The following is a 22,713-nucleotide window of genomic DNA, read 5'->3' on the forward strand; positions in this document are numbered from 1 at the left end:
GACCTGCGCCGCGATTACCCGGGGCCCGGCGCAACGACGGCCCAGGAAAAGTCGCCCGGGAAGGACGGGTCGTTCGAGGTGTGGAAATCCTGAACCCGCAGCGGCTCGACGTCACCGTCAGCGACGAGCGACGTCGGCGCGATGACGAGCACGCTCCTTCCGGCGGAAGCGGCCTCGCCGAGAACGTCTCCCAGGGAAGGCAGCGGGATGTCTGGCCCGGGCGACGGGCCCTGGGGAACCGCTTCTCCCTCACCCCCCGAGCCCTGCACGCTCCGATGGCTCGTTCCGAGGTTGAAGACCTTCAGCTCGCGGCCGACGAACCGGTAGCTCTCGTGTCCGAACGCCTCCGGCTCGGGGAACAGGTTGACCACTCCGTCCACCTTCGGCCGCTCCAGCAGGCGCCGGACGATCCAGTCGCGGCGAGAGCCGCCGAACTCACCGGGGTACTTCCGGAAGTAGAGGTCGACGTTCTGAACCACCCAGAACAGAACGAAAAGGGACGACAGGGTGGCGGCGACCACCCTCCGAGGACGACTCCGACGAACGGCCGGACACGCCGGGATCGCAGCGAAAAAGGCTGCCGGGAAGAGCGGAAGGAACGCCGCAAGCGCTGAAAGCCGTGGCGTGAACGGCGGATCCACGGTCAGTACCCCTCCCGCGACGGCTGTTCCTATCGTGACGAGCCAGAGAAGCGAGAACCCGGGACGACGCGCTTGCCGCAGCGCGAAGGCCAGCGAGGCCGCGAAGACGATCCAGAAGGACCAGGGGATGAAGGGCCACTGGAATCCGTACTGCTCGCTGGAATCACGGCCCCGGAAGGGCAGCCCGAAGACTCGGCGAGCCCCGAAGGCGAGAAGTTCGGCCGTCGTCGGGTCCGGGCCGCCTCCGCCCTCTCCACGAATTGCGACCTTCACGTGTGTGGCCACCGCCTCCGAGAAGATGAAGACCTGCTCTGTCCGTGAGTTGAAATCCTCCGGGTGGTCCCGGTATGGGGCGAGGAGCGGCGCGACGGCTGCAACGGCCAGGACGCCGGTGATCGACAGCCCGACGGCCGCCACCCGGGCCCCGGAGCCGGGCCGGCCGTCGGCGAGCGCCCCCTCCCGGCGGTTCCGCATGGAGTGCTCCAGGACGAGCGCAAGCGTCCAGGCGACCAGCAGGAACGGGACGAGCCGCACGGAGAAGTAGGTCTGGAGCCCGAGGCCCGTGACCACGCCGGCGAGCCCGAACGCGAGCCGGCGCCTCGTCGCGAAACCGAGCGCGAGGAGGTAGACCGCCCAGACCGCGAACGCCATCCCTTGAACGTAGTGAAAGCCGGTTCGGCTGAGGTGGACGTGCCAGTGAAATGTCGCCGCGAACAACGTCGCCAGAAGGCCTGCACCGACGCCGAAGAGCAGCCGGCCCAGGAGGTGGATGCCCAGGAGGGAGACCATCCCGAGCACGACGGAGCTCATCCGGAGCCCGAAGAGGGAGTCTCCGAAGAAGCGCAGGCCCAGGCTCGTCAGGAAGAACCCGAACCGGGGACACGAGTACCACCCCAGGGAGAAGACCGAGGGTGCCGGCGACGCGAGGAACTCACGTGCGGCGAGGCCGCAGCTCATCTCGTCGTTGTGAAGGCGCGGAGGAAACGACGCCAGGTGAGGGACGCGAAGCAGGAGGGCCACGAGGAGGATCGCGGCCAGTACGATCGCTTCCGTCGGTAGAGAAACGCTGCTCTGCGGCGAGTCTACGAGCGTCGGGCCAGTGAGAACGCCGATTCGGTCCTGAGCCGCGAGGAGCGAAAGGGCGATCGCGAGCCCCGAGGCCCAGAGAAGGACCTGCAGTCCGCTGCGGGAGGCCATCGCCGGCCCTCCTGCCGCGATCGACACGAGGAGAACGACGAGCAGAAAGCCTCCCGTGAAACCCGCGCCTCTCGCACGTCCCGCCTCGACCATCGGTCGGCGAGGCTAGCCCCTCACCTCCGCCGGCGGCAAGCCTGCAGCCGGGACAGGCCTTTTCGGTCTTCCTTCCGGTGCCGGTCCGTTCGGGTCACAATCTCTCCATGTCCGCCGGCCCGGGTCGTCGAATTGCCGTCGTGGGAGGCGGCCTCGCCGGCCTCGTCGCGGCCGACCGGCTCCTCGCGGCAGGCCACTCCGTCGTCGTCTTCGAGAAGTACCCGGAAGCGGGCGGCCTCGTCGGCACGTTCTCGGTCGGGGGCGAGGCGCTCGAGCGCTTCTACCACCACCTCTTCACGAGCGACGTCGATTACGTCTCCCTCGCCGAAGAGCTCGGCCTGGGCGGCGAGATCGAGTGGCTCCCGTCGAAGATGGGCTTCTACTCGGGTGGACTCCTCTACCCCTTCGGCACCCCCGTCTCGCTCCTCGGGTTCTCGCCGCTCGGAGTGAAGGGACGCCTGGAGCTCGTCCTCTCCACGCTCCGTCTCCGTCAGATGCGCGACTGGCGCGCCCTCGAGGGGGAAACCGCCGTCGGCTGGCTGAAGAAGAACGGCTACGGCCGCGTCCTCGACGTCGTCTGGGGGCCCCTCCTGACGCAGAAGTACGGCCGCCGCGCGGAGGAGGTGGGCCTCGTCTGGCTCTGGGGCAAGATCGCCCTGAGGACCCGCTCGCGCGACAAGACCGGGCTCGGAGAGAGGCTCGGCTACATGCGCGGCTCCTTCGGACGCGTCGTCGAGGCGCTCCTCTCCCGCATCGCTTCCCGCGGGGGGGAGCTGCGCCCGGCCCGCCCCGTGAAGCTTGCGTCCCGGAGCGACGGACGCTGGCTCGTCGAGTTTCGCGGCGGCTCCGAGGCTTTCGACCTCGTCCTCTCGACCGTCGCGATCCCCGAGCTGCTCCGGATCGCGCCCGATCTCCCCGCCGACACGCGCGCCCTCTGGAGCGGCATCTCGTACGCCCACGCCCTCTGCCCGGTCCTCGTCGTCGACCGGCCCCTGACGCCCTTCTACTGGACGAACGTCGGCGACGTGACGATGCCCTTCGGCGGGTTCATCGAGCACACGAACTACATCCCCTCGTCGCGCTACGGCGGGAATCACGTGATCTACCTCTCCGACTACGTCCTGCCCGACGATCCCAAGTGGACGATGCCGGACCGCGACCTCTGGGAGATCTACCTTCCGGCCGCGAAACGGCTCGCCCCGGAGCTCGAACGGGCGCGCATCCTCGAGCGCCATCTCTTCCGGGCCGAGTACGCGCAGCCGGTCGTCGGAACGCACTACTCGCGGGTCCTTCCTCCCCTGAGAACCGGCGTCCCGGGTCTCTACTCCGCCGCGATGGCGCAGGTCTACCCCGAGGACCGGGGCCAGAACTATGCCGTGAAGATCGCTCGCGAGGCGGCCTCGGCGCTTCTCGAGGACCTCCGCTGATCAACCTCGGCCGACGCCCTCCGCGGACGAGGACGCAGTGAACGGCGCAGTTCCACCGGAGGAGGACCGGAGGAAGTGGCTTCTCGCCGTTCTCTTCACCGCCCTCACGTGTCTTCTCCTGATCCGGCCCGGTGGATTTGGCTACGACATCGACGACTGGGCCAGATGGACCGACTACATCGCCCAGAACGGTCTCGCCCACGTTTACGGCTCCGGCAGCAACTACCTTCCCCTCTGGCTTTACGTCCTCGCGGGATTCGCATCCTTCTTCGAGGATGCGCAGCAGATCCGGGAGCAGATCCACCTTCTCAAGGCGATCGTCCTCGTGTTCGATTTCGCCATCGTTTTCGGGGTTGCCTCACTCCTCGACCGGTATGGAATCTCCCGGTTCCGGAGCCTGTGGCTCCTCTGCAACATCGCCTTTCTCTACATCACGCTGTACTGGGGACAGGTCGACAGCTTCTTCACGGCGTTCGTCGTCCTGTCGTTCGTGGCTGCCGTGAACGGCAAGCCCGAGATCGCGGCGGCTCTCGCCGCGTTCGGGCTCGCGGCCAAACTCCAGGCGATCGTATTCATTCCGCCTCTGGCCCTGATCGTGCTGGTGTCGCAATGGAGAAGCCCTCGGCGCCTCGGGACTTCCTTGCTTTCCTTCGCTACACCTCTCGTGCTCGTCTGCGTTCCCTTCCTCGCTGCCGGGACTTTCCGTCAGCTGAGAGGCGTCGTGACCGGCTCGGTGGGGTTTCACGCCGTCATCTCGAAGAACGCCTTCGGCATGTGGTCCGTGCTCATGCCCGGAGCCGATCTCGGCTCCATTCCCGACGCGAACCGGGCCTTCGGGCTCAGCTACCAGCGCTGGGGGCTCCTCGTCTTCGCCATCCAGTATTCGCTTCTCTTCGTCTGGATGTTCCTGGCTCTGCAGTCGCGGGAGCGCCTGCTGGCAGACCGGGAGAGGTTTGCCCACTTCTGCCTCGCTTTCGGCCTCATTCCGCTCGGGTTCTTCCTGTTCCCGACGGAGATGCACGAGCGCTACATCTACCCGGCCCTCCCGTTCTTCGCCCTCTTTGCCATGCTGACCGGTCGCAAGGGTCTCTTCGCCGCCCTGTGCGTCGCGCAGTTCGCGAACATCGAGATCGTCCTGCAGGCAACGATACTCGGGCCCTTTCTGCAGCAGTTCGCGGGCTGGAAGCTCGCCGTGCTCTTCATCGGCATCTACCTCGTGGCCTCCGCCAGGATCTGGCGGAACCTCGCAGGAGATGTGGCGGGCTGGCAGGGGAGCGTCTTCAGGACGGCGCGCTCGGGCCACCTGGCGTTCGGGATTCTCCTCGCCGGGGTTCCGCTCTTCGGATCGCTCGCCCCCTACTTCTGGAGTCAACTGCAGCGTCCGAGGATCGAGGGAGAACACGTCCTTCTCTCCAGCCTGACCGCCTCGAAAGCAGAGTTCGGTTTCGAGAAGCCTCGGATCAACGAAAGCTGGGAGGGAGGTCCCATCCGGCTCGCGGGCCTTGCCTACTCCTCGGGACTCGGCATGCACTCATGGTGCCGAATGACCTATCGCGTGCCTTCCGGGTCCCGTTTCTTCCGGTCCGTGATCGGGCTCGCCGACTCGGCTCAGACGTGTGCGGAGGCCTCCGTCGTGTTTCGCGTCCTGAACCAGGAACACAGTCCCCTCTTCGAAAGCGCCCTGTTACGGCCTGGCAGCAAGCCTCAGCTGATCGAGGTGGCGCTCACCGGAGTCACGGCGGTGACTCTCGAGGTGACGGACGGCGGGGACGGCCGGGACTGTGACCATGCGAACTGGGGGGAGCCCGCCTTCATGCTGAGAGGGCGCTGAGAGGGTCAGGGCGACGGCATCACGAAGGCGGCATCCGCCCAGCTGGCGTGGTCGCAGTCGCGGCCGTTCCCTCCCTCGGTGACGACCAGGGTCAGGACCTTCACTCCGGAGACGGAAACCGCGACCTCGAGCCCGGGCGACGCGAGATCGACGATCGGGCTCAGGTAGATCCTGCGGTCCTTCTCGTCGCTCAGCTCGAACCGGACCGCTGCGTCCTTGCATCCCCGCGCCGAAGGCTGCAGGCCGACGACGGCCTGAAAGGTCGCGGCGCCCTCGGGAACGGCCCAGGAGACCGCGCACGGTGCGTGCATCCCGATGCCCCGCGCGTAGCGGGTTGCCCCGAGAGAGATCGCAGAGCCGTCCCAGGCCGCGTCCATCCGGGGCGGCGCGAAGGCGCAGTCGACGCGCAAGGGCTCGAGGGCGGAGAGAAAGACGAGGGGAACCGTCCCTCCCGGTACGACGTGGGCACCGGGGCCTGCCGGCGCGGACGGCGCGCCCGTGGCCTTCGTCACCTTCAGGGCGGCATCTCCGTCCAGCTCGATCCGCTGGACGGCGAGGCCTTCGGCAGCGAAGGCTCGCCCTGCCACCGCGAGCTCCGACTCCGGCGCAAGGACGACGTCCGCCCCGTCCAGAACGAGGTCTTCGACCTCGCGCAGGGCGTTTCTCTCCGGTGGCTCCGTCGGCCCCGCGAGGCCGATGAGCAGCCGCTCCTCGAGGATAAGTCTGGGAAAACCGGGCCGGGAGCGGAGCCGGTCGAGAAGAGTGAGCTGCGCCCATCCGACCGCGGTATGGTCTCCGCGCACGCCGAGGATGACCGGCCGGTTGCCGCGGACGGACTCGACGAGGAGGCCGGCCAACGGGGAAGGCTCCGCGCGGGGAACGATCATGGGACGCAAGGCGAAGAACCCGGTCGCCCCGAAGAGGACGATCCCGAGGGGGACACGGGTCGCGCGCAGGACACTCCGGGCCGCGAGGGAATCGGCCGCCGCCATGAGTCCCGCGACCGCCCAGAGCGCGAACGGAACGTAGGCGACCGCGATCCGGTGAGCGTCGACGCGCGTCGTGAGGAGGAGGGGTGCGATCGTCGCGACAGGCCACCCGAGGAGAAGGAGATGCGCCGGCGCGCGGCGCGCGGAACGCCAGGAAAGGACGAGACCCCAGAGGACGAACGGCGTGAGCGGAACCGCGAAGAGGGCCAGGATCGGGGGGTCGCCCTGCACGGCCTCTCCCCGGTTCGGGAGGCCGAGCTTCGGGGCGAGGAGGTTGGCGAGCTGCGGCCCCGTCTGGCCCACCATCGCCGCCGCCACTTCGATCCGGTCCCTGAACGTCACCTTCGCCGGGTCGACGGGGCGGCCGAGATACTCCCGAAGGTAGTCGGTGTGGCGGACCATCTCGAGGAACTGCTCGCCGCGGGCGCGCAGGAAGGCGCCCTGCCGCCCGAAGGAGACCTGCAGGGCGAGGACGACGAGAGCTCCGGCGAGGAGCGCTCCGAGGGCTCCCCAGGCCCTCCGTCCTGCACGGGGCCGGAGAAGGAGGTCCCCGACGAGGAAGGCGAGGAGGTAGAGAACGAGAAGACGCACCGGCGCGTACTGGAGGGTCGCCAGGTAGAGCGCCCCGGCCGCAACGAGTCCGTGCCGCACGCCGGGTCTCTCGACGGTGAGAACGAGGAGCGCCGCGGCAAACGCGATCCAGGCGGAGAGCAGCATTCCGGACGCCGAGGTCCCGTACCTTGCGTAGAAGAGGAGCGGCGGGCTCAGGGCAACGAGGACTGCCGCCGGGACGGCGGCGCGTCGCCCGAAGAGACGCGAAGCGGTCTGCGCGCCGAGGGGAATCGAGAGAACGGCGGCAAGCACCGCAAAGAGCCTCAGGGCCGCCGGCCCGACACCGAACGCCCGGAAGAGGCCGTACGTCGGCGCCCCGTAGAACAGGCTCGTATGCCCCGCCGAGAGGAGGCCGTCGTCCCAGAGGAACGCGCCGGCAGCCCAGCGCCACGCGCTCACACCTTCCCGAAGCCCCTTCTCGAACCCCGAGACGACCGAAGGCTCCCAGATCAGCAGGGTCCCGGCGTATCCGCCGAGCCGGTAGAGGAGGAACGCCGCCGCCGCCGCCGCGACCGCGGCGACGAGGATCCTGTCGCGCGGCGGGACAGGCTCGCGGGAGAGCGGCATCACGACGGACTTTACAGGGGGCCCGAGGCCGCGCGGAAACACAAACGGCGAGCCGCGCCCTATCATCGGCGGACCCTATGCTTTACGACTCCGGATCCCTCCGTAACCAGGTCCGCGCTGGCGCGAGCCTATGAGTCGCAGCGAGCCGGCCCGCGTTCCAACGTCGGGCCACCTGCGATCTGTCGCTCTCCACCTGGCGGGCTGGGGCCGGTTCGGGTCGGAAACGAGTGCCGCGTACCGGCCGGAATCGTGGCCGTCTCTGGCAGCCGTCATGGAATCCGCGCCCGAGATGACGGTCCTCCCCCGTGGCCTCGGCCGGTCCTACGGGGACTCGGCGCTCAACGGCGGCGGAGCCGTCATCCTGACCGAACGGCTCGGGCGGATCCTCGACCTGGACACGGATCACAACTCCGTCACGTGCGAGGGCGGGACGTCCCTCGCCCGCCTCCTTTCGTTCCTCGTTCCACGCGGCTTCTTTCTCCCGGTCGTCCCCGGGACGCGTTTCGTGACGGTCGGCGGGGCGCTCGCCGCCGACGTCCACGGCAAGAATCACCACGTCGACGGGACGATCGGGCGGCACGTCGAGGAGCTGACGCTCCTCACCTCCTCTGGCGAGGTCCTCCGCTGCTCGCCGGCGGAGAACGCAGAGGCCTTCGACGCCACGATCGGCGGCATGGGGCTCACCGGAGTCATCCTCTCCGCGCGCCTGGGCATCCTCCCGGTCGAAACGCCTCTCGTCCGCGTCGTGAAACGGCGGGCACGGAACCTCGACGAGCTCCTCGCCTGCCTCGAGGAAGAAGAGCGCCTCAGCCGATACTCCGTCGCCTGGATCGACGGCCTCGCGCGCGGCCCCTCGCTCGGTCGCGGTGTCCTGATTCGCGGCGATCACGTGCCTCTCGCCGAGATGCCCCGCGGACAGAGCCCCCGAGGCGCTCTTTCCGAGGGCATCGGCCCGGCAATTCCGGTCGACGCCCCTCCCTTCGTCCTGGGCCCGCTGTCGATCTCCGCCTTCAACGCCCTCTACTACGCCGCAGGGCGCGACGGGACGAGCCTCTCGGGCTTCGGCAGCTTCTTCTTCCCCCTCGATGCGGTCGGCGCGTGGAACCGTCTGTACGGCCGGCGCGGCTTCGTCCAGTACCAGGCCCTGCTCCCGCGCGAGGCAGCGGCCGAAGGATGCCGCCGCCTCCTCGAGGAGATCTCGCGCGAGCGGGCCGCCTCGTTCCTCGCCGTTCTGAAGACGACGGGGCCGGCAGGGCGGGGCCTTCTCTCTTTCCCCCGGCCGGGCGTCACGCTCGGCCTCGACATCCCGAACATCGGAGAGCGCCTGCGCCCCCTCGCCAGGAGGCTCGACGAAGTCCTGCTGAGACTCGGCGGACGGCTCTACCTCGCCAAGGACGCCCTGACCGACGCCGCCACGTTTGCCGCGATGTACCCGCGCCTCGCCGAGTTCCGCGCCGCGCGGAACCGACTCGACCCTCGAGGCCGCTTCTCCTCCGCCCAGGCGCGCCGCCTCGGCCTCGTGGAGGCGCCGTGACGGGGAACGTCCTCGTCGCGGGCGCGGGGTCGACCCTGGCGCGCGCCGTCGCCGAGGCCCTCGCCGGCCGCGGATACGGACTCGTCCTGGCCGCACGCGACGCGTCCGAGGCGGCGCGCACCGCGGCAGACCTGAGGTTTCGGTTCGGCGTCCCGGCCGCCGCGCTCGGTTTCGATGCGAGAGACGCCGCGGCGACCGCGGCCCTCGTCCCCCGTGCCGAGTCCGCGCTGGCGGGCGGTCTCGCCGGGGTCGTCGTCGCGTTCGCCGCGATGCCCGACCAGGAGGAGGTCGAACGCGACCCCTCCGCCGGCCTCGAGATGATCGACGTGAACGTCCGGTCGACGATGGCGCTTCTCGAAACGGCTGCGACGCTTCTCGGCCCGCGACCCGGTTCGTTCCTCTGCGCGTTCTCGTCGGTCGCGGGAGACCGCGGCCGCCGGAAGAACTATTCCTACGGCGCCACGAAGGCGGCGCTCTCGGCCGCGATGGAAGGCCTGTCGGCCCGTCTCGCCCCGAACGGCGTCACGGTCCTCTGCGTCAAGCCCGGACCGGCCGACAGTGCGATGACCTGGGGACAGTTTCCGGCTTCGTCGCCGCTCCTCGCCCGGCCGGAGACGGTGGCGCGAGACGTCCTCTCGGCGCTCTCCCGCGGACGCGCGGTGGTCTACACCCCCTGGTACTGGCGCCCGATCATGGCGGTCCTGGGGGCCCTCCCGGCTGCCGTCTTCCGGAGGCTTCCGATCTGATGACAGAGAACCGCTCGCGCCGATTCGAGATCCTCCTCGCGCTCCTCTTCGCAGGGGCGCTCGCGGTCCGGCTCTTCGGCCTCAACTGGGACCAGGGGCACAACTACCACCCGGACGAACGACGGATCGTCGAGGCCGTCCAGCAGCTTTCCTTCTCTCCCCTGCAGCTCGACCCGAAGTTCTACGCCTACGGGTCGCTCCCCTTCTACGTGACGCGCGGGACGAGTTCCCTCCTCGGAAACGTCAGCCCGTGGTTCGGCTCCTGGGACGGGATCCTCCTGACCGGCCGGGCCCTCTCGGCTCTCTGGGGCGCCGCCGGCTGCGTTCTCCTCGCCCTCCTCGGACGGAAGCTCTTCGGCGAGCGGACGGGGCTTCTCGCCGGGGCCTTCCTCGCGATCGCGGTGTTCCACGTCCAGAACTCGCACTTCGCGACGAACGACGTCCCGCTCGCGACGCTCGTCACGGCGACCTTCCTGCTGCTCGTCCGGGCCGTCGAGCGGGAGACGCTCGCTTCCTTCGCTCTCGCGGGCGCCGCCGCGGGCCTCGCGCTGGCGACGAAGGCGAGCGCGGCGACGCTGCTCCTCCCGCTGGCCCTCGCCCCGCTCTTGTTCTTCCTTCGGACGCGCCGCGTCGCCCGCTCCCTCGGACTGGCCGCGGCGACCGGTGCGGGACTGGCCGCCGCCTTCCTCGCCGGCCAGCCTTCCGCGCTCTTCGCGGCGAGGGAGCTCCTGGCCGGCGTCGCCGAACAGGGTCAGATGGTCCGCAACGCGGGTTCGGTCCCCTACACGAACCAGTACGTCGGCGTTCCGAAGGTCCTCTACGACCTGAAGGAGATCGTCCTCTGGGGCCTCGGCCCGGCCCTCGGCGTCGCGGCCCTCATCGGCGCGGCCGCTCGCCTTCTCTCCCTCGCCAGGAAGAAGGAGCCGAGAGAGCTCCTCGTCTGGGCCTGGGCCGTTCCTTTCTTCGTCGTCACGGCCTCCTTCGACGTCAAGTTCCCGCGCTACCTCCTCCCGCTCTACCCCGTCCTCCTCCTCGGCGCCGCGGCGCTCCTCGCCCGGCGGGACGCCGAGCGGGGCGGCGGGCGCCGTCTCGCGCGACGGGCCGTCCTCGGCCTCTCGGGGGCGTACCTGCTGGCCTTCCTTTCGATCTACACGCGCCCCCACACCATCGTCGCCGCTTCGAAGTGGTTCCACGCGAACGTGGCGCCGGGCGCGACGGTCCTCACGCAGAACTGGGACGAGGGATTCCCCTTCTCCTTCCCGGACCAGCCGGCCGACCGTTTCCGGTCCCTCGAGCTGGCGTTCTACGAGCTCGACGGCCCCGAGAAGACGCGGCTCCTCGCGGAACGTCTCGCGTCCGGCGACGTCCTCGTCCTCCAGACCAAGCGGCTCTACGGTGCGATCACCCGTGCGAAGGACCGGTTCCGCGACACCGACCGTCTCTTCCGGCTCCTCTTCGCCGGCGATCTGGGCTACGTGCTCGAGCGCACGTTCTCCTCGCCGCCCCGGCTGTTCGGCGTACGCCTCCCGAGCGAGCTGGCCGACGAGTCGTTCTCGGTGTACGACCACCCGAAGGCGATCGTCTTCCGGAACGCGGATCGGCTGACGGCGGCAGAGCTCGAGCGCCGTCTGCGCCAGCAGACGCCCTCGAAGGCCCTCTCCCGGTCCGACCTCCTGCTGGCCCGGCCCGCCGATCCCAACGCCGACTCGGACGAGCGGATCGGCGGCACCCGCTCGACGTGGCTCGCGCTCGTCGCCTGGGCCGCTCTCCTCCAGGCGCTCGGCCTCGCGGCCTGGCGCCTCCTCGGGCCGCGTCTCCCTGCCGCTCCCGGCGTCTACGCGCTCTCGAAGCTCGTCGGTGTCGCCCTCTTCGGCGCGGCGGCGTGGGGGCTCGTCGCGTGGGGCCCGTTCACCTTCGTCCCCTCCATCACGTTCGCCCTCGCCGCCGGCCTGATCCTCCTCGGGGCCTTCCCGGGGAGGACGCCGCGAAAGGCGCCGAGGCACGAGCTCGTGACGACGGAGGCGGTCTTCTGGGGCACGTTCCTCTTCTTCGCCGCCCTGCGCGCGTGGTCGCCCGAGATCTACTGGGGCGAGAAGCCGATGGACTTCGGCATCCTCAACGCCCTCCTGCGCTCGGAGCATCTCCCTCCGCCCGAGCCGTGGTTCTCGGGGACGGCCCTGTCCTACACCTACTTCGGCCACTTCCTCGTCGCGGCTTTCGCCAAGGTGCTCGCCGTCCACCCCGCCCTCGCCTTCAATCTCGGCATCGCCTCGACCGCCGCGCTGACCGCGGCCGGCCTTCTCTCGGCGGGAGCCTTCCTCGGCGGGCGCATGCGGACCGGCGCGTGGGCGGTGCTCCTCGGCCTCTTCGCGGGCAACCTGTCGGGGCTCGTCGAGCTCTGGCGGCGGCGGGCCCTCGACTTCGACACCTTCTGGGCCATGTCACGCGTCCTGAAGGCCCAGGGGGAGATCAACGAGTTCCCCTTCTGGAGCTTCCTCTTCGCGGACCTCCACGCCCACGTCCTCGCGTTCCCGCTCCTCCTCGGTTTCCTGGGGGTCCTCCTCCTGATCGCACGGCAACGGACGAGCCCCGACCTGTACGTGCCGCCGTTCGGCCGTTCGATCCTCCTCGGCCTCGCCTCCCTCTTTCTCGGAACGCTCCTGATCACGAATGGCTGGAGCGCGCCGACGGCCGCCGGACTCCTCGTCCTCCTCCTCGCCGTCTCCGCCGTCGCCGCGACACCGCGGCCCGCCCCTCCCCTACCGGCCCGGCACGTCGGCCGTTTCCTCGCTGGCGTCGTCGTTCCCGCCGCGGCCATCGCGCTCCCCGCCCTTCTCCTCACGCTTCCCTTCTGGACGACCTTCTCTCCCCCGCCACGCAACGTCGGGTGGGAGGCGGGGCCGTTCTTCGCACCGCTCCCGTTCGGCCTCGTCCACGGCCTCGCACTCGTCCTTCTCGTCCCGTTCCTCTTCCTGCTGTACTCGAGGCCGGCAGAGGGCTCGGATGGTCCCCGGCGATGGACCGCCCTCGGGGCCTGGGGGACGACGGCCCTCCTCGCGCTCTCCCTCGTGGACCTTGCGGCCCTCCTCCACGGTCGTCTGGCCCCGGCCCCCTCCATCCGGGTCTTCGTCTTCGGCCTGGCGGCGGTCGGCCTCGTCCTCGCCTTCGGCGACCGCCTGCCGCCGCAGGAACGCTCCGCCCCGGCCCTGGCGGCATTCGCCTTCCTGGTCCTCGGAGGGTGCGAGCTCGTCTACGTCTGGGACCGGATGAACACCGTCTTCAAGTTCGGGCTGGAAGCAACCCTCCTCCTGGCCGTCGCCGGCGCAGCCGCCGTCGACCAGCTCGTCTCCCGGTCCCGGCAACCCCGCGCCGCTCGCCTCGCCTGGCGCGCCGCCACCGGAATCGTCGCGCTCGCCGCGTTCGCGACCTCGGCGCTGGCCTTCGTGGGTCACGTCCGCACGCGACGCGTCGAGACGCCGCGCGGAACGCTCGACGGGCTGGCCTACCTCGCGACCCACCGTCCCGAAGAGTCCGCCGCCGTCGCCTGGCTCGAGAAGAACGTCGCGGGCCTTCCGGCGATCGCCGAGGCCTACGGCCCCGCCTACCAGGAGTACGCCCGCTTCTCGTCGAACTCGGGCCTGCCCACGATCGTCGGCTGGGACTACCACGTCTTCCAGCGAGGCAAGCCGCGCGAGGCGATCGACCGGAGGATCTCCGACGCCCACCTGCTCTATTCCTCCAGAGAGGATGCGGCCGGCCGCGTCCTCTCCACTTACGGCACCCGTTTCGTCGTGTCGGGCCGGGAAGAACGGGGGGCGATGGGCCAGGACGGCGCGCTCGGCCGGTTGCCGGACCTCCTCCAGCCGGTCTTCACGCATCCGGGGCTGACGCTGTACCGCGTTCTCCTCGGGCCGCGGCTGAATTCGGCCACATCGCGCCTGGCGAGCATCGCGACCGCAGTCGTCTTCGAGCCGCAGTCGGAGACGGCGGCCCCGTCGGAGCCCCGCGGCATCGCCTCCGCTCCGGATGGCCGGGTCTGGGTCGCGGACTTCGGCAACGACCGCGTCGTCCGCTTCGAGCGGGATCTGCGGTCGCCGGTCGTCTTCGGCTCGAAGGGGACGGGGAAGCTCGAGTTCCAGCAGCCGAGCGCGATCGCGGTGGGTGCCGACGGCCGGATCTACGTCGCCGACACGTGGAACTCGCGCATCCAGATTCTCTCTCCGGAGGGCGTCTACATTTCCGAGCTGACGGCCGAGCTCTACGGGCCCCGGGGCGTGGCGACGGACGCGAAGGGACGCGTCTTCGTCTCGGATACGGGGAGAGGCCGCGTCGTCCGGTTCGGGATCGACGGGCGGGTGGAGAAGGAGTGGGGGAACTCGGGGCCGGAGCAGACGCGGCTCAACGACCCGATGGGGATCTTCGTCGATGCGGCCGGCACGGTCTGGGTCTGCGACAACGGCAACGGCAGGCTGTGCCGGTTCGACCCCGACGGCCGCCTTCTCTCCTCCGTCCCGGTCCAGGGCTGGCGGACGGAGGCCCGCTCGGAGCCCCACGTGGTGGTGGACGGCGACGGCAACGCCTGGGTCTCCGTACCCCTCGACGGCGAGGTGCGGATGCTCTCGCGGGACGGGGAGCCGCGGATGAAGCTCCGGATTCCCGGTACGGGGGGCGAAGGGGTGAGGTTCACGGGCCTCACCTTCGTTCCGGGCGAGACGAGAATCCTGGCGGCCGCGCTCGACGGTCAGCTCTACTGGCTGAAACGCCGGCCGAGGGGCGAACGATAGTCAGCCGGGAGACCCTGGGTGGCCGGGACGCGACGTCCCGGCCACCCAGGCCTCGAAGGGATGACGAGCCCTACTTGAGCTCCTTCCACCAGATGGGCCGGAACGTGGTCCCGGTTCCGAACGCAGCGCTCTCCTCGATGCCGTAGAGACCGGCCTGTCCGCCGGCACCGAGGCCCGCGATACCGGTGAAGACCTGGTCCCCGACCGACGTCAGTCCGCTGGCCGCGCCGAAGCCCGCGAAGACGGTCTTCACGACCGCTCCGCCCGGAGTCGTCGAAACGGCGGAAGACGTCCCTTCCTTCACGGTGAGCGGGGCGTCGCAGGCGGCCGTTTTCCACCGGACGGTGACCGCGTAGGAGGCTCCGTTGCAGCCCACGCTCGGGTCGTAGATGACGAAGATGCCGACGTTGGGCTGGATTCCCTTCGGATCGATCAGGAGGAGAGGCGCACCCGTCATCTGCGACTTTGGCGAGAGCCTCGGCCCATACGCGAGGATGTCTGCAGCGGTCCCCGGGCGGAGGATCTCGTTGATCTTGATGCGCAGGACGGCCGAGCTGCCGATCCTCGGGTCCACCGCGCCCTTGTCCTTGCCTGCGAAATACAGGCTCGGGACGAAGCCGGGCTCGATCCCGGTGGCCGGGCCGTTGACCCGCGTGCTTTCCTCGTAGAACGTGCCCGAGCCGAACGCATAGACGTTGCAGCCCGTCGAGGACGGAACGCCGAAGCCCCCGGCGGCCGGCGGGTAGTAGACCGGCTGGGACTGGCCCGCGACGGCGGAGGCGTCGATCCCGACCCACTTGGTGCTCGAGATGTCGTTCGGGTCGAGGAACCAGATCTGGCCGTTCAGGTCGGCCTGAATTCCCCGGGTCGCGACGTTGTCCGACGCGTAGGCCGACGCCGTATGGCGGAAGAGAACCCCGTCGGCGAACGCCTGGTTTCCGACCCAGGAATCGCCCGCCCCGAGGGGAAGGTCGGTGAACGCCGACCCCCCGATCCGGGTGCCGTCCACCGGGTTGAGCTGGAAGACCCGTGGCATCTTCTGACCAAGGGGCGGAGGACCGTAGACGCTGGCCGTGTCGTAACCGGCCCCGAAGAGGATCGACCAGGACGTGGAGTTGCGCGGCGCGAGCGCGGGAAGGCTCCACGTCGGGCCGAGGCCGGGCAGGCCCGTCGCGGCCGTCTTCTGCCAGATGATCTTGACGGGAGCGGCCGCGTCGTAACCCTGGTCGGTCGGGAAGGGGTGCGTGATGTCGATCGCGGCGAGGAGGTCTCCTCCCCCCGCGAGGGTCATGAAGCCGACCGTGCGGTAGCCCGCGTTCGGGGGCGGGAAGAAGACGTCACCGAATCGCAGGGACCCGGCGACACCGTAGATGTTCGTAAAGTTGTCCGGCTGGCCGGTGCCCTTCCTGTCGGCATCGACGAAGTTGTCGTAGAGCGTGACCTGCGAACTCAGGAGCTGGGGCGGGAAGAGCGCCAGGACTTCGACGCCGGAGTCGAAATCGAACGCGTGGAGCATCCCGTCGTTCGACCCGATCCAGATCAGGGGCTTGCGGTCCTTGTGAAGCTCCTCGAAGGCGCTGTGCGACCCGGTGAGAGGAGGCAGCTGTTCGTACGGAACGGGCCTGGCGACGATCGAGGCCACGGTGTTGATGAGCGGCCCGAGTCTCGCCGACCTCGCCGCGCCGGTCCCGTCGTTGCCGTTGATGAAGTCGATCACGGCCGGCGTCACGGTCGGCTCGATCGCCTGGAGGGCGGGCAGCGCCCCCCCGGCGTTGACGTCGATGAGGTTCAACGTCGACGGATCCCACGTGAAGATGCGTCTCGGCGCCGTCGCGAGGTTCCGGTCCGCGAGGATCTTTGCGGCGTCCCAGACGCGGTAGCCGGGCTCGTAGGTCCTGGTTTCGACCAAGGTCACCGGGTCGACCGTGATCTTGATCTTGCTCGTGTCGAACTTGTAGAGATGCCCCTGCCAGAGAGGGAACTGCGTCGAGGAGAGGAAGACGATGTTGCCGTATCCCGCGGCTCCTCCCGTGAGGGGGGCGCCGGTCGCGTAGTCGCCCGAGGCGGCCGCGGCCGTGATCTTCGCGAAGGCCGTGACGAGGGACTGCGTGTCGTCGGCGAAGTAGGCGTAGTCCTGGCTGGGGTCGTAGGGAGCGTCCTCCCACGCGGTGCAATTTCCGTCCACGTCCGTCGCCGTGCAACGCTTGAGACGCGGGTCTTCGTTCGTGCTGAACCCGGCGTCGGCAGCGGGAGAGTTCGCGTCGGTGCGACCCTTGAATGCCGTGTAGTTCAGCTCGCACTTGCCGACTTCAGACCCGAAGCCGATGACCCAGGACCTGGGGTTGATCGGCGTGTCCCGGACCGGCGTCTTGCCGGCGTACGGGACCGTCAGGTCGAGGTTCCAGATGTCGTCTGTGATCTGCGGGGGGTACTTCTCCCAGTCGGTCGGGCAGCGCGCCCCCCACTCCTTGTTCGCGTCCGCTCCGCCCGGATCGTTGCAGGCGTTCGACTCCCCGTCCGTGACGAGGATGACGCCGTAGTTGCGAAGGCAGAGGTAGAGCGGGTCGATGGAGAACGTGTCGATGAGCTGCTGCTGGGCCTTGTTGAGCGCACTTCGCGTGGGCGTACCGCCTCCCACCGCGACACCGTTGTCCCGCGAGAGGCGCATCGAGGCGAGGATCCCGCTCACGTCGGTTCCCATCGGGTTGATGGGCGTGATGAGGAGGTTGCTCCCCGTCCCATCCCAGTTGGTGCAGGTGTCCAGGGCCGTGTTGGAATAGGCGATGAGGCCCCAGTTGATCTGCTCGCGGCTCTTCCAGATGATGTTCGCGGGAGCCTGTGTTTTCCACGTCCCGACGCCGGCCTCGGGGAGTCCCGTCGCCCAGTCGGCGATCGCGTCGAACGGCGGCCCCGGATCGCCCATTCCGCTCGGGCCGGAATCGGGGTAATCGAGCTCGAACTCGAACGTCGTGCAGCCGGCGACGATGCCCGGTCCCGGCGTGCAGTCAGGGTTCTCCTCGGTCACGGTGTACGTGCCGGAGTACGGCGGCGGCTCGAGCCACTTGTTCGTGTCCTTGATGGAGCGGATCGTCACGGTGTACGCCGGGTTGGCCCAGTCTCCGGCCATGTCGGCCGATGCCCACACCGGGGCGGTCGGGGGGTCCGTGATGGGAGCGGTGTTCACCTGATATTTCCGCGTCGCCAGGTCGAAGGACGGCGGCGTGTACGACGGGATGATCGACACCGAGTCGCCGAGGGCGTTCTTCATCGTCGCGATGCGCGACGGAAGATCGAACTTCAGGATGTAGCGCCACTTGCGGCCGAGGCGCGTATCGAGCGGCGGCGGGACCCCGTCCGCCACAGACGGCGTCACAGGGGTCGACGTGGCGACCGGGGAGGGCGGGGGCGGCACCGGCGGGGCCGGTGCGGCCGGTGGGCCCGGCGGGGGGAACATCGCGATGTGCGGCAGGCGGGGCAGCGCCCGGGCGTCGTTCTGCCGCGTCAGGTCGAGGCTCGCCCAGCGCACCGGCTCCTCGGTATGGCCGGCGGGAGACAGTAGCCGTCCCTGGATCGGGGGCCGGGTCGGCGTCCGGGTCGGCGTCGGCGTGCTCGTCGGCAGCGGGGTGTGCGTCGCCGTCCGCGTCGGCACCGGGGTGTGCGTCGCCGTCCGCGTCGGACCCGGAGTGTTCGTCCGCGTCGCCGTCCTCGTCGGACCCGGGGTGTTCGTAATCGTGGGCGTCCGCGTCGGGGGCGAGGTGGGCGTCACCGTGCTCGTTGGGCCCGGGGTGTTCGTCCGCGTCGGGGTCCGCGTCGGACCCGGGGTGTTCGTCGCCGTCCGCGTCGGCGTCACCGTGCTCGTCGGACCCGGGGTGTTCGTCGGCGTCGGCGTTCCTGTCGCAGTCCTCGTCGGCGTGACCGTTCGTGTCGGCGTCACCGTACGTGTCGGCGTCACCGTGGCGGTCGTCACGGGGCGATTGTCGGGGACGAGGAACGTGGTCGGAATGACGGTGGGTAGACCCAGAGCGGACGCCTTCTTCCAGGAAAGGACGGCATTGGCCTGGCCGGCGCCCTGCCAGTACTCGATCTCGATCCGATAGCGATTGCATCGCACGAGACGCTGCGGGGCGGTCTCGAAGGGCGTGGCTCCGTGGCCGGAGGTCCAGTTGACGTCTCCCGCCACCAGGACCCCGTCCAACCAGAGCCGGACGCCGTCGTCGGTCTTGATGTTCAGGATGTAGTTGTCGGTGTCCGGGGGAACGAGCCATCCTTCCCAGCGGACGGAGAAGTACGTCGGGCCCGCGGCGCCGACGCCGGCCGGGAGCCTTCCGCTCCAGTTCGGGAAGTCGATGACGGGGTCGACGCGGGCCGCGATCGGCGCCGGGTCGGGGGGGTCGATGCCGTTCACCCCGTCGATCCTCCAGATCTCACTGGTCGATCCACCGCCGTAGTAGCGGCCGAAGAGGCCGCTGCCGACTTCGCATTCGGTGGGTTCGGCCGCCTTCCAGCGGAGCTTCCCGGTGCTGTTCTCACCCGGAATCTTCACGGGAACGACCCCGCCCGGGAACGCGTAGCCACCCGTGGCCGGGTCGCTCGTGTTCCGGAGGGGCGGGACGCCCCAGGCGTCGATCATCGGCGAGCCGTGCGGGACGTTCTCGATGAACGAGCCTCCGGCGTCGATCGAGCCGAAGACGTCGTCCCCCGTGAACCACTTCCCGTCCGGACCGGGGCCGCGGACGAAACCGTTGCCGTACCGGTCCAGGGCCATCGACCCGGACCGGTCCAGGGTGATCATGAGGTTGGCGGGGACGGCCTGCACCGAGATCTGCCGGATCGGGTCGTATCCCTCGGTCGGAGCCGCGGCCAGTGGCCCGCTCGCGACGAGCAACGGGATCAGAACCGCCGCTCCGAGCCTGTGGTACCACGTCCAAGTCGTCATCGTGTCCTCCTGAAACCCTGTCGCCCGAGTCGTCATCCGGGCCCGATCTGACCCGTGTTCGTTCCGCCCTGGTTCGCGCCTTCCTGGTCGGCGAAGCTCTCCCCCGGAGCAGCGAGACGGATCTGCTCCTCGAGGATCTTCGTCGCCAGGAGACGGCCCGACGGACGCCCGCCGGCGTCGACGCCCGTCCAGACCTCTCCGACCGAGATGAGATTGATGATGTTGTCGCGGTCGACGGCCGGAGCGACCGCATTGCCCGGGTCTTCCGCGTTGTTCCGGATGTAGAGGGAGAAGAACGAGACGTCGTTCGTCCCGCTGGCCGCCGTCAGCCCGAGGCGGTCGAAGAGCTGCCCGCGGATGTTCAGGGGGATCCCCTGTCTTCCCCCGCCAGGAAGGGCGATCAGCGTCCCGCCCATGGAGATGAGCTCCGTGGCCGAGACGGCGAACGTCGTGGCGTTCGTCAGCGCCCTCTCCCCGGTGCGAAGGCCCGTCTCGGCGGCGTAGAACGCCGTCTTCGCGAGGCGGATGTTGCCCGACGTCTGGTCCTCGAGCTGGGTGAAATAGGCCACGCCCAGGCCGACGATGGTCAGGACCATGACTACGAGGAGCACGATCATGAGCGCGCTGCCGCGCGTGGACCGGGACCTGCTGATTCGTCTTCCGCGCATCGTCAGAACCCCAGCATCCTGTTCCGCAGAACGAGTGTCGTCGTGAGCCGGAAACGGTCGAACGCGCCGTTGGCGATCGTGTCGACCGGGCCAGCCGGGTGGTCTTCCACCGCACGCCTCCGCATGCGGCCCGAGCTCAACGCCGCGGAGAGGCCCCGGGCCCCGATGTCCAGCGGGTTCGACCGGGCAATGACCGAGATGCGGAGGCCGCGGACGTTGACGACGTCCCTCGGACCGGGCGTCACGGCCGGGTCGGTCAGGGCCTGCTCCGGGATGTTGCTCGCGGCGCCGGTCGGCGCGGTCGTGGCCAGGACCTGGGTCGCCGTGTTCCAGACCGTGCCGTCCGCGAAGACGTACGCGATCTGCAGGTCCTCGACGTTCTCGACGACCGGCGTGAACCCGATGGTCGGGCATCCGGCCAGGGGAGCCGCCCTGTCGCAATCCGGGTTGAAAATCCCGGGGGAGTAGTTGTCCGCGGCATCGACCCCGGACGTCTTCTGCTCGAGGCTGCGGTTCCTCACGCGGAACGACGTGAAATCGGTGCCGGCGTTGATGGTGTACGGCGGGACGAGGTCCTCTCTCCAGCCCCCAGGGGGATTCAGCTGATCCGAGTTGCCGGGGGTGATCTCCAGGTGGATCACCTCGTTCGACTTGCCCACGCCCGACTCGGAGCACTTGCTCCAGTTGTAGTTCGTGATCTGCATGTAGCGCCAGCGGCCCGTGGCGTCCTGAACCGTGAGGATGCCGCTGTGCTCCTTCGGGCCGACCTGGAACATGCCCGTCGCCTGCTTGAAGAGGTCGAGGTTCTTCGCGTCGTCCGGGCAACCCGCGGTGAAGTTGACCTCCATCGTCTTGCTGGCGACGGCCGAGCCGGTCCACTTGACGATGGGGATCCGGACCGGGTTCGTCGGGACGGAAATGGTGATGATGTCGGTCCCGGCGTCTCCGTAGCCCAGCGCCGCCTGCGCCCCGGTCAGGTTGTTGAAGGACGCCTGCCGCGCGACGGATCCGCCGTTGTCTCCCCACGTGGTCCACATGACGAGGGCGTTCGGGTTCCCGGCATCGACGTTCAGGTCGGTCGCGCCGGCCACGAAGAAGGACATGTAGTCGACGGCGCTGCGCGCCGCCTGGCGCGGGGCGGTGAATGCCTGCTGCTTGGAGGCGAACGAGCGCATCGACACGAGGAGCGTGAGCGCGACGATCATCACGAGACTCAGGATGACGATGGAAATGAGCGCTTCGAGAAAGGTGAAGCCGCGGGAGCGTCTCATCGTCATCGTCCTACTTCTCGATCTGCGCCGAGTACGTCACGATCTTCAGCTTGCTTCCGAGGCTGAGATAGCGACGGGGGTTCAAGGCGGTCGTCGGGACCGGGAGGGAGCCGCCCGACGACGGGAGGAGCCTCGGGTTGTCGACAGGAGTCGCCGTCACGGTGACGAGCCAGAAGTTCGCGTCGCGGTTTTCGACGGTGTACGAGAGGCGGTACGGAAGGCGCTCCTCGTCGACGACGTTGGCGCCATTGGGGCCCCAGTACGCCCAGTTCGGATCGCTGCTCCTGTACGGGAGGTAGATCGGCGTGGTCGTGGCCACGATCGTCGCGGGAAGGCCCGCGGCGGTGCGGGCCGCGGGGTTGCCGAGAGACTCGAGCGCGTAGGCCAGGCGAAGGTTCTCGACGACCTGCTGGGCCTTGTAGAGGAGATCGGTCCGCGCCGCGGAACCGCCGTTCGTGAGCAGGGCCAGGGAGAACATCTGGAGGATGCCCACCATCAGCACCGCGAGGATGGCCAGTGCCACGAGGATCTCGATGAAGCTCGAGCCGCGGCGGGCACGGAGAGAACGGCGCACGGTCATCGTCAGTACTCCCTCCATCCGGAAGGCGCAGCGGCATCCCGGACGAGACGTGTATGGCGAACGCCCCACACCGGGCCGATCGTCAGCCGGTGGACGACGAGCGGGGTAACGAGCCCGGAGGCCATGTCGGCGTGTGTGAGGTTCACGGAGGCGAAGCCATTGATCTGGCGGCCGGGGGCCCCGGGGGCCCCGGGCCCCACGGTCCTGCCCTGGTAGTCGAGGCCCAGAACGAAGTTGCCGCCGCTGACGCCCCAGTTGGACCAGCAGTTGTTGTAGGGCGCCGGCAGGTCGTGGAAGACGATTCCAGTCGGAAGCCGGACGGGCGAGACGTTCGCGATCAGCGAATCGGGGGGCGCCCCGCCCGATGGATCCTGGAAGACGCCGTCCCCTCCCCCGCCTCCCCCGGTGTCGGCGATGAGCTCGAAAGTCCGGGTCGCGGGCGTGCCCTTGATGTAGATGAACAACCCCTGCCCGCCACGCTGCGTCCGGGCTTCGATTGCGGCCCTCTGCATCAGAACCGCCACGTCGTTGGCGGCGCTCGCCAGCCGGGTCTTCTTCAGGGGCGGACCGATCAGGACAGCCCCCATCCCGAATATCAGTCCCAGCATCGCCAGGACGATGAGGAGCTCGACGAGCGAAACGCCCCGCTGCGGCGAGCGGCGTCGGGGATGGATGGACGAACGGACCGAGAACATCGCAACGACACCGTCGCAAGTCTCGGGCCGAGGCTTGCCGGGCCACCGCAAGAGGCCTTTATGCATGGACTTGTCCCTCCGTCGGAACCTGCACCGGCGGTCCACCACCGTATCGAGATGTGCCCATTCGTAACACCTCCGT

Annotated in this window: 12 protein-coding genes; 5 read left to right on the plus strand and 7 right to left on the minus strand. The window is 69.3% G+C overall.

Annotated features, from left to right (window positions below; all coding sequences use genetic code 11):
* Positions 1 to 14: 14 nt before the first annotated feature.
* A complete protein-coding gene (locus tag IPN03_21920; GenBank protein ID MBK9376305.1) occupies positions 15 to 1,838 on the minus strand; it encodes a glycosyltransferase family 39 protein in 1,824 nt (607 codons plus the stop codon).
* A 200-nt stretch (positions 1,839 to 2,038) separates the two neighbouring features.
* On the opposite strand from IPN03_21920, the gene IPN03_21925 reads away from it, so the two are divergent.
* Complete coding sequence (locus IPN03_21925) at positions 2,039 to 3,358, plus strand: NAD(P)/FAD-dependent oxidoreductase (protein ID MBK9376306.1); 1,320 nt, start codon at positions 2,039 to 2,041, stop codon at positions 3,356 to 3,358.
* Positions 3,359 to 3,395: 37 nt separating this feature from the next.
* The gene (locus tag IPN03_21930; protein ID MBK9376307.1) at positions 3,396 to 5,189 is read left to right on the plus strand and encodes an NPCBM/NEW2 domain-containing protein; all 1,794 of its coding nucleotides are present in this window, start codon (positions 3,396 to 3,398) and stop codon (positions 5,187 to 5,189) included.
* 5 nt (positions 5,190 to 5,194) lie between these two features.
* Here IPN03_21930 and IPN03_21935 read toward each other — a convergent pair whose 3' ends face one another.
* Positions 5,195 to 7,357 carry an NPCBM/NEW2 domain-containing protein gene (locus IPN03_21935; GenBank protein ID MBK9376308.1) on the minus strand — a complete coding sequence of 721 codons (2,163 nt, stop codon included), beginning with the start codon at positions 7,355 to 7,357 and terminating at the stop codon, positions 5,195 to 5,197.
* 289 nt (positions 7,358 to 7,646) lie between these two features.
* Here IPN03_21935 and IPN03_21940 point away from each other — a divergent pair, with 289 nt between their 5' ends.
* The 3 genes from IPN03_21940 to IPN03_21950 are packed head-to-tail and all read left to right on the plus strand — an operon-like array spanning position 7,647 to position 14,421.
* Positions 7,647 to 8,891 (plus strand): FAD-binding oxidoreductase, encoded by a 1,245-nt coding sequence (locus IPN03_21940; GenBank protein MBK9376309.1) that lies wholly within the window; start codon positions 7,647 to 7,649, stop codon positions 8,889 to 8,891.
* Positions 8,888 to 9,637 carry an SDR family NAD(P)-dependent oxidoreductase gene (locus IPN03_21945; GenBank protein ID MBK9376310.1) on the plus strand — a complete coding sequence of 250 codons (750 nt, stop codon included), beginning with the start codon at positions 8,888 to 8,890 and terminating at the stop codon, positions 9,635 to 9,637. The genes IPN03_21940 and IPN03_21945 overlap by 4 nt, the downstream gene beginning before the upstream one ends.
* Positions 9,637 to 14,421: a glycosyltransferase family 39 protein gene (locus tag IPN03_21950; GenBank protein MBK9376311.1), complete on the plus strand. Its 4,785-nt coding sequence runs from the start codon at positions 9,637 to 9,639 to the stop codon at positions 14,419 to 14,421. Before IPN03_21945 ends, IPN03_21950 begins: the two co-directional genes overlap by 1 nt.
* A gap of 70 nt (positions 14,422 to 14,491) precedes the next feature.
* Here IPN03_21950 and IPN03_21955 read toward each other — a convergent pair whose 3' ends face one another.
* From IPN03_21955 to IPN03_21975, 5 genes are read right to left on the minus strand one after another with little or no spacing between them, the layout of a single operon-like run.
* The gene (locus IPN03_21955; GenBank protein ID MBK9376312.1) at positions 14,492 to 19,357 is read right to left on the minus strand and encodes a hypothetical protein; all 4,866 of its coding nucleotides are present in this window, start codon (positions 19,355 to 19,357) and stop codon (positions 14,492 to 14,494) included.
* A gap of 32 nt (positions 19,358 to 19,389) precedes the next feature.
* Positions 19,390 to 19,974, minus strand: coding sequence for a hypothetical protein (locus IPN03_21960; protein ID MBK9376313.1), 585 nt, complete (start codon positions 19,972 to 19,974; stop codon positions 19,390 to 19,392).
* A gap of 53 nt (positions 19,975 to 20,027) precedes the next feature.
* Positions 20,028 to 21,302 (minus strand): prepilin-type N-terminal cleavage/methylation domain-containing protein, encoded by a 1,275-nt coding sequence (locus IPN03_21965; protein MBK9376314.1) that lies wholly within the window; start codon positions 21,300 to 21,302, stop codon positions 20,028 to 20,030.
* Between the two features lie 4 nt (positions 21,303 to 21,306).
* A complete protein-coding gene (locus IPN03_21970; GenBank protein MBK9376315.1) occupies positions 21,307 to 21,876 on the minus strand; it encodes a prepilin-type N-terminal cleavage/methylation domain-containing protein in 570 nt (189 codons plus the stop codon).
* A gap of 2 nt (positions 21,877 to 21,878) precedes the next feature.
* Positions 21,879 to 22,637, minus strand: coding sequence for a prepilin-type N-terminal cleavage/methylation domain-containing protein (locus tag IPN03_21975; protein MBK9376316.1), 759 nt, complete (start codon positions 22,635 to 22,637; stop codon positions 21,879 to 21,881).
* Between the last annotated feature and the right edge of the window lie 76 nt (positions 22,638 to 22,713).

The organism is Holophagales bacterium (assembly GCA_016719485.1).
GTDB lineage: Bacteria > Acidobacteriota > Thermoanaerobaculia > UBA5066 > UBA5066 > UBA5066.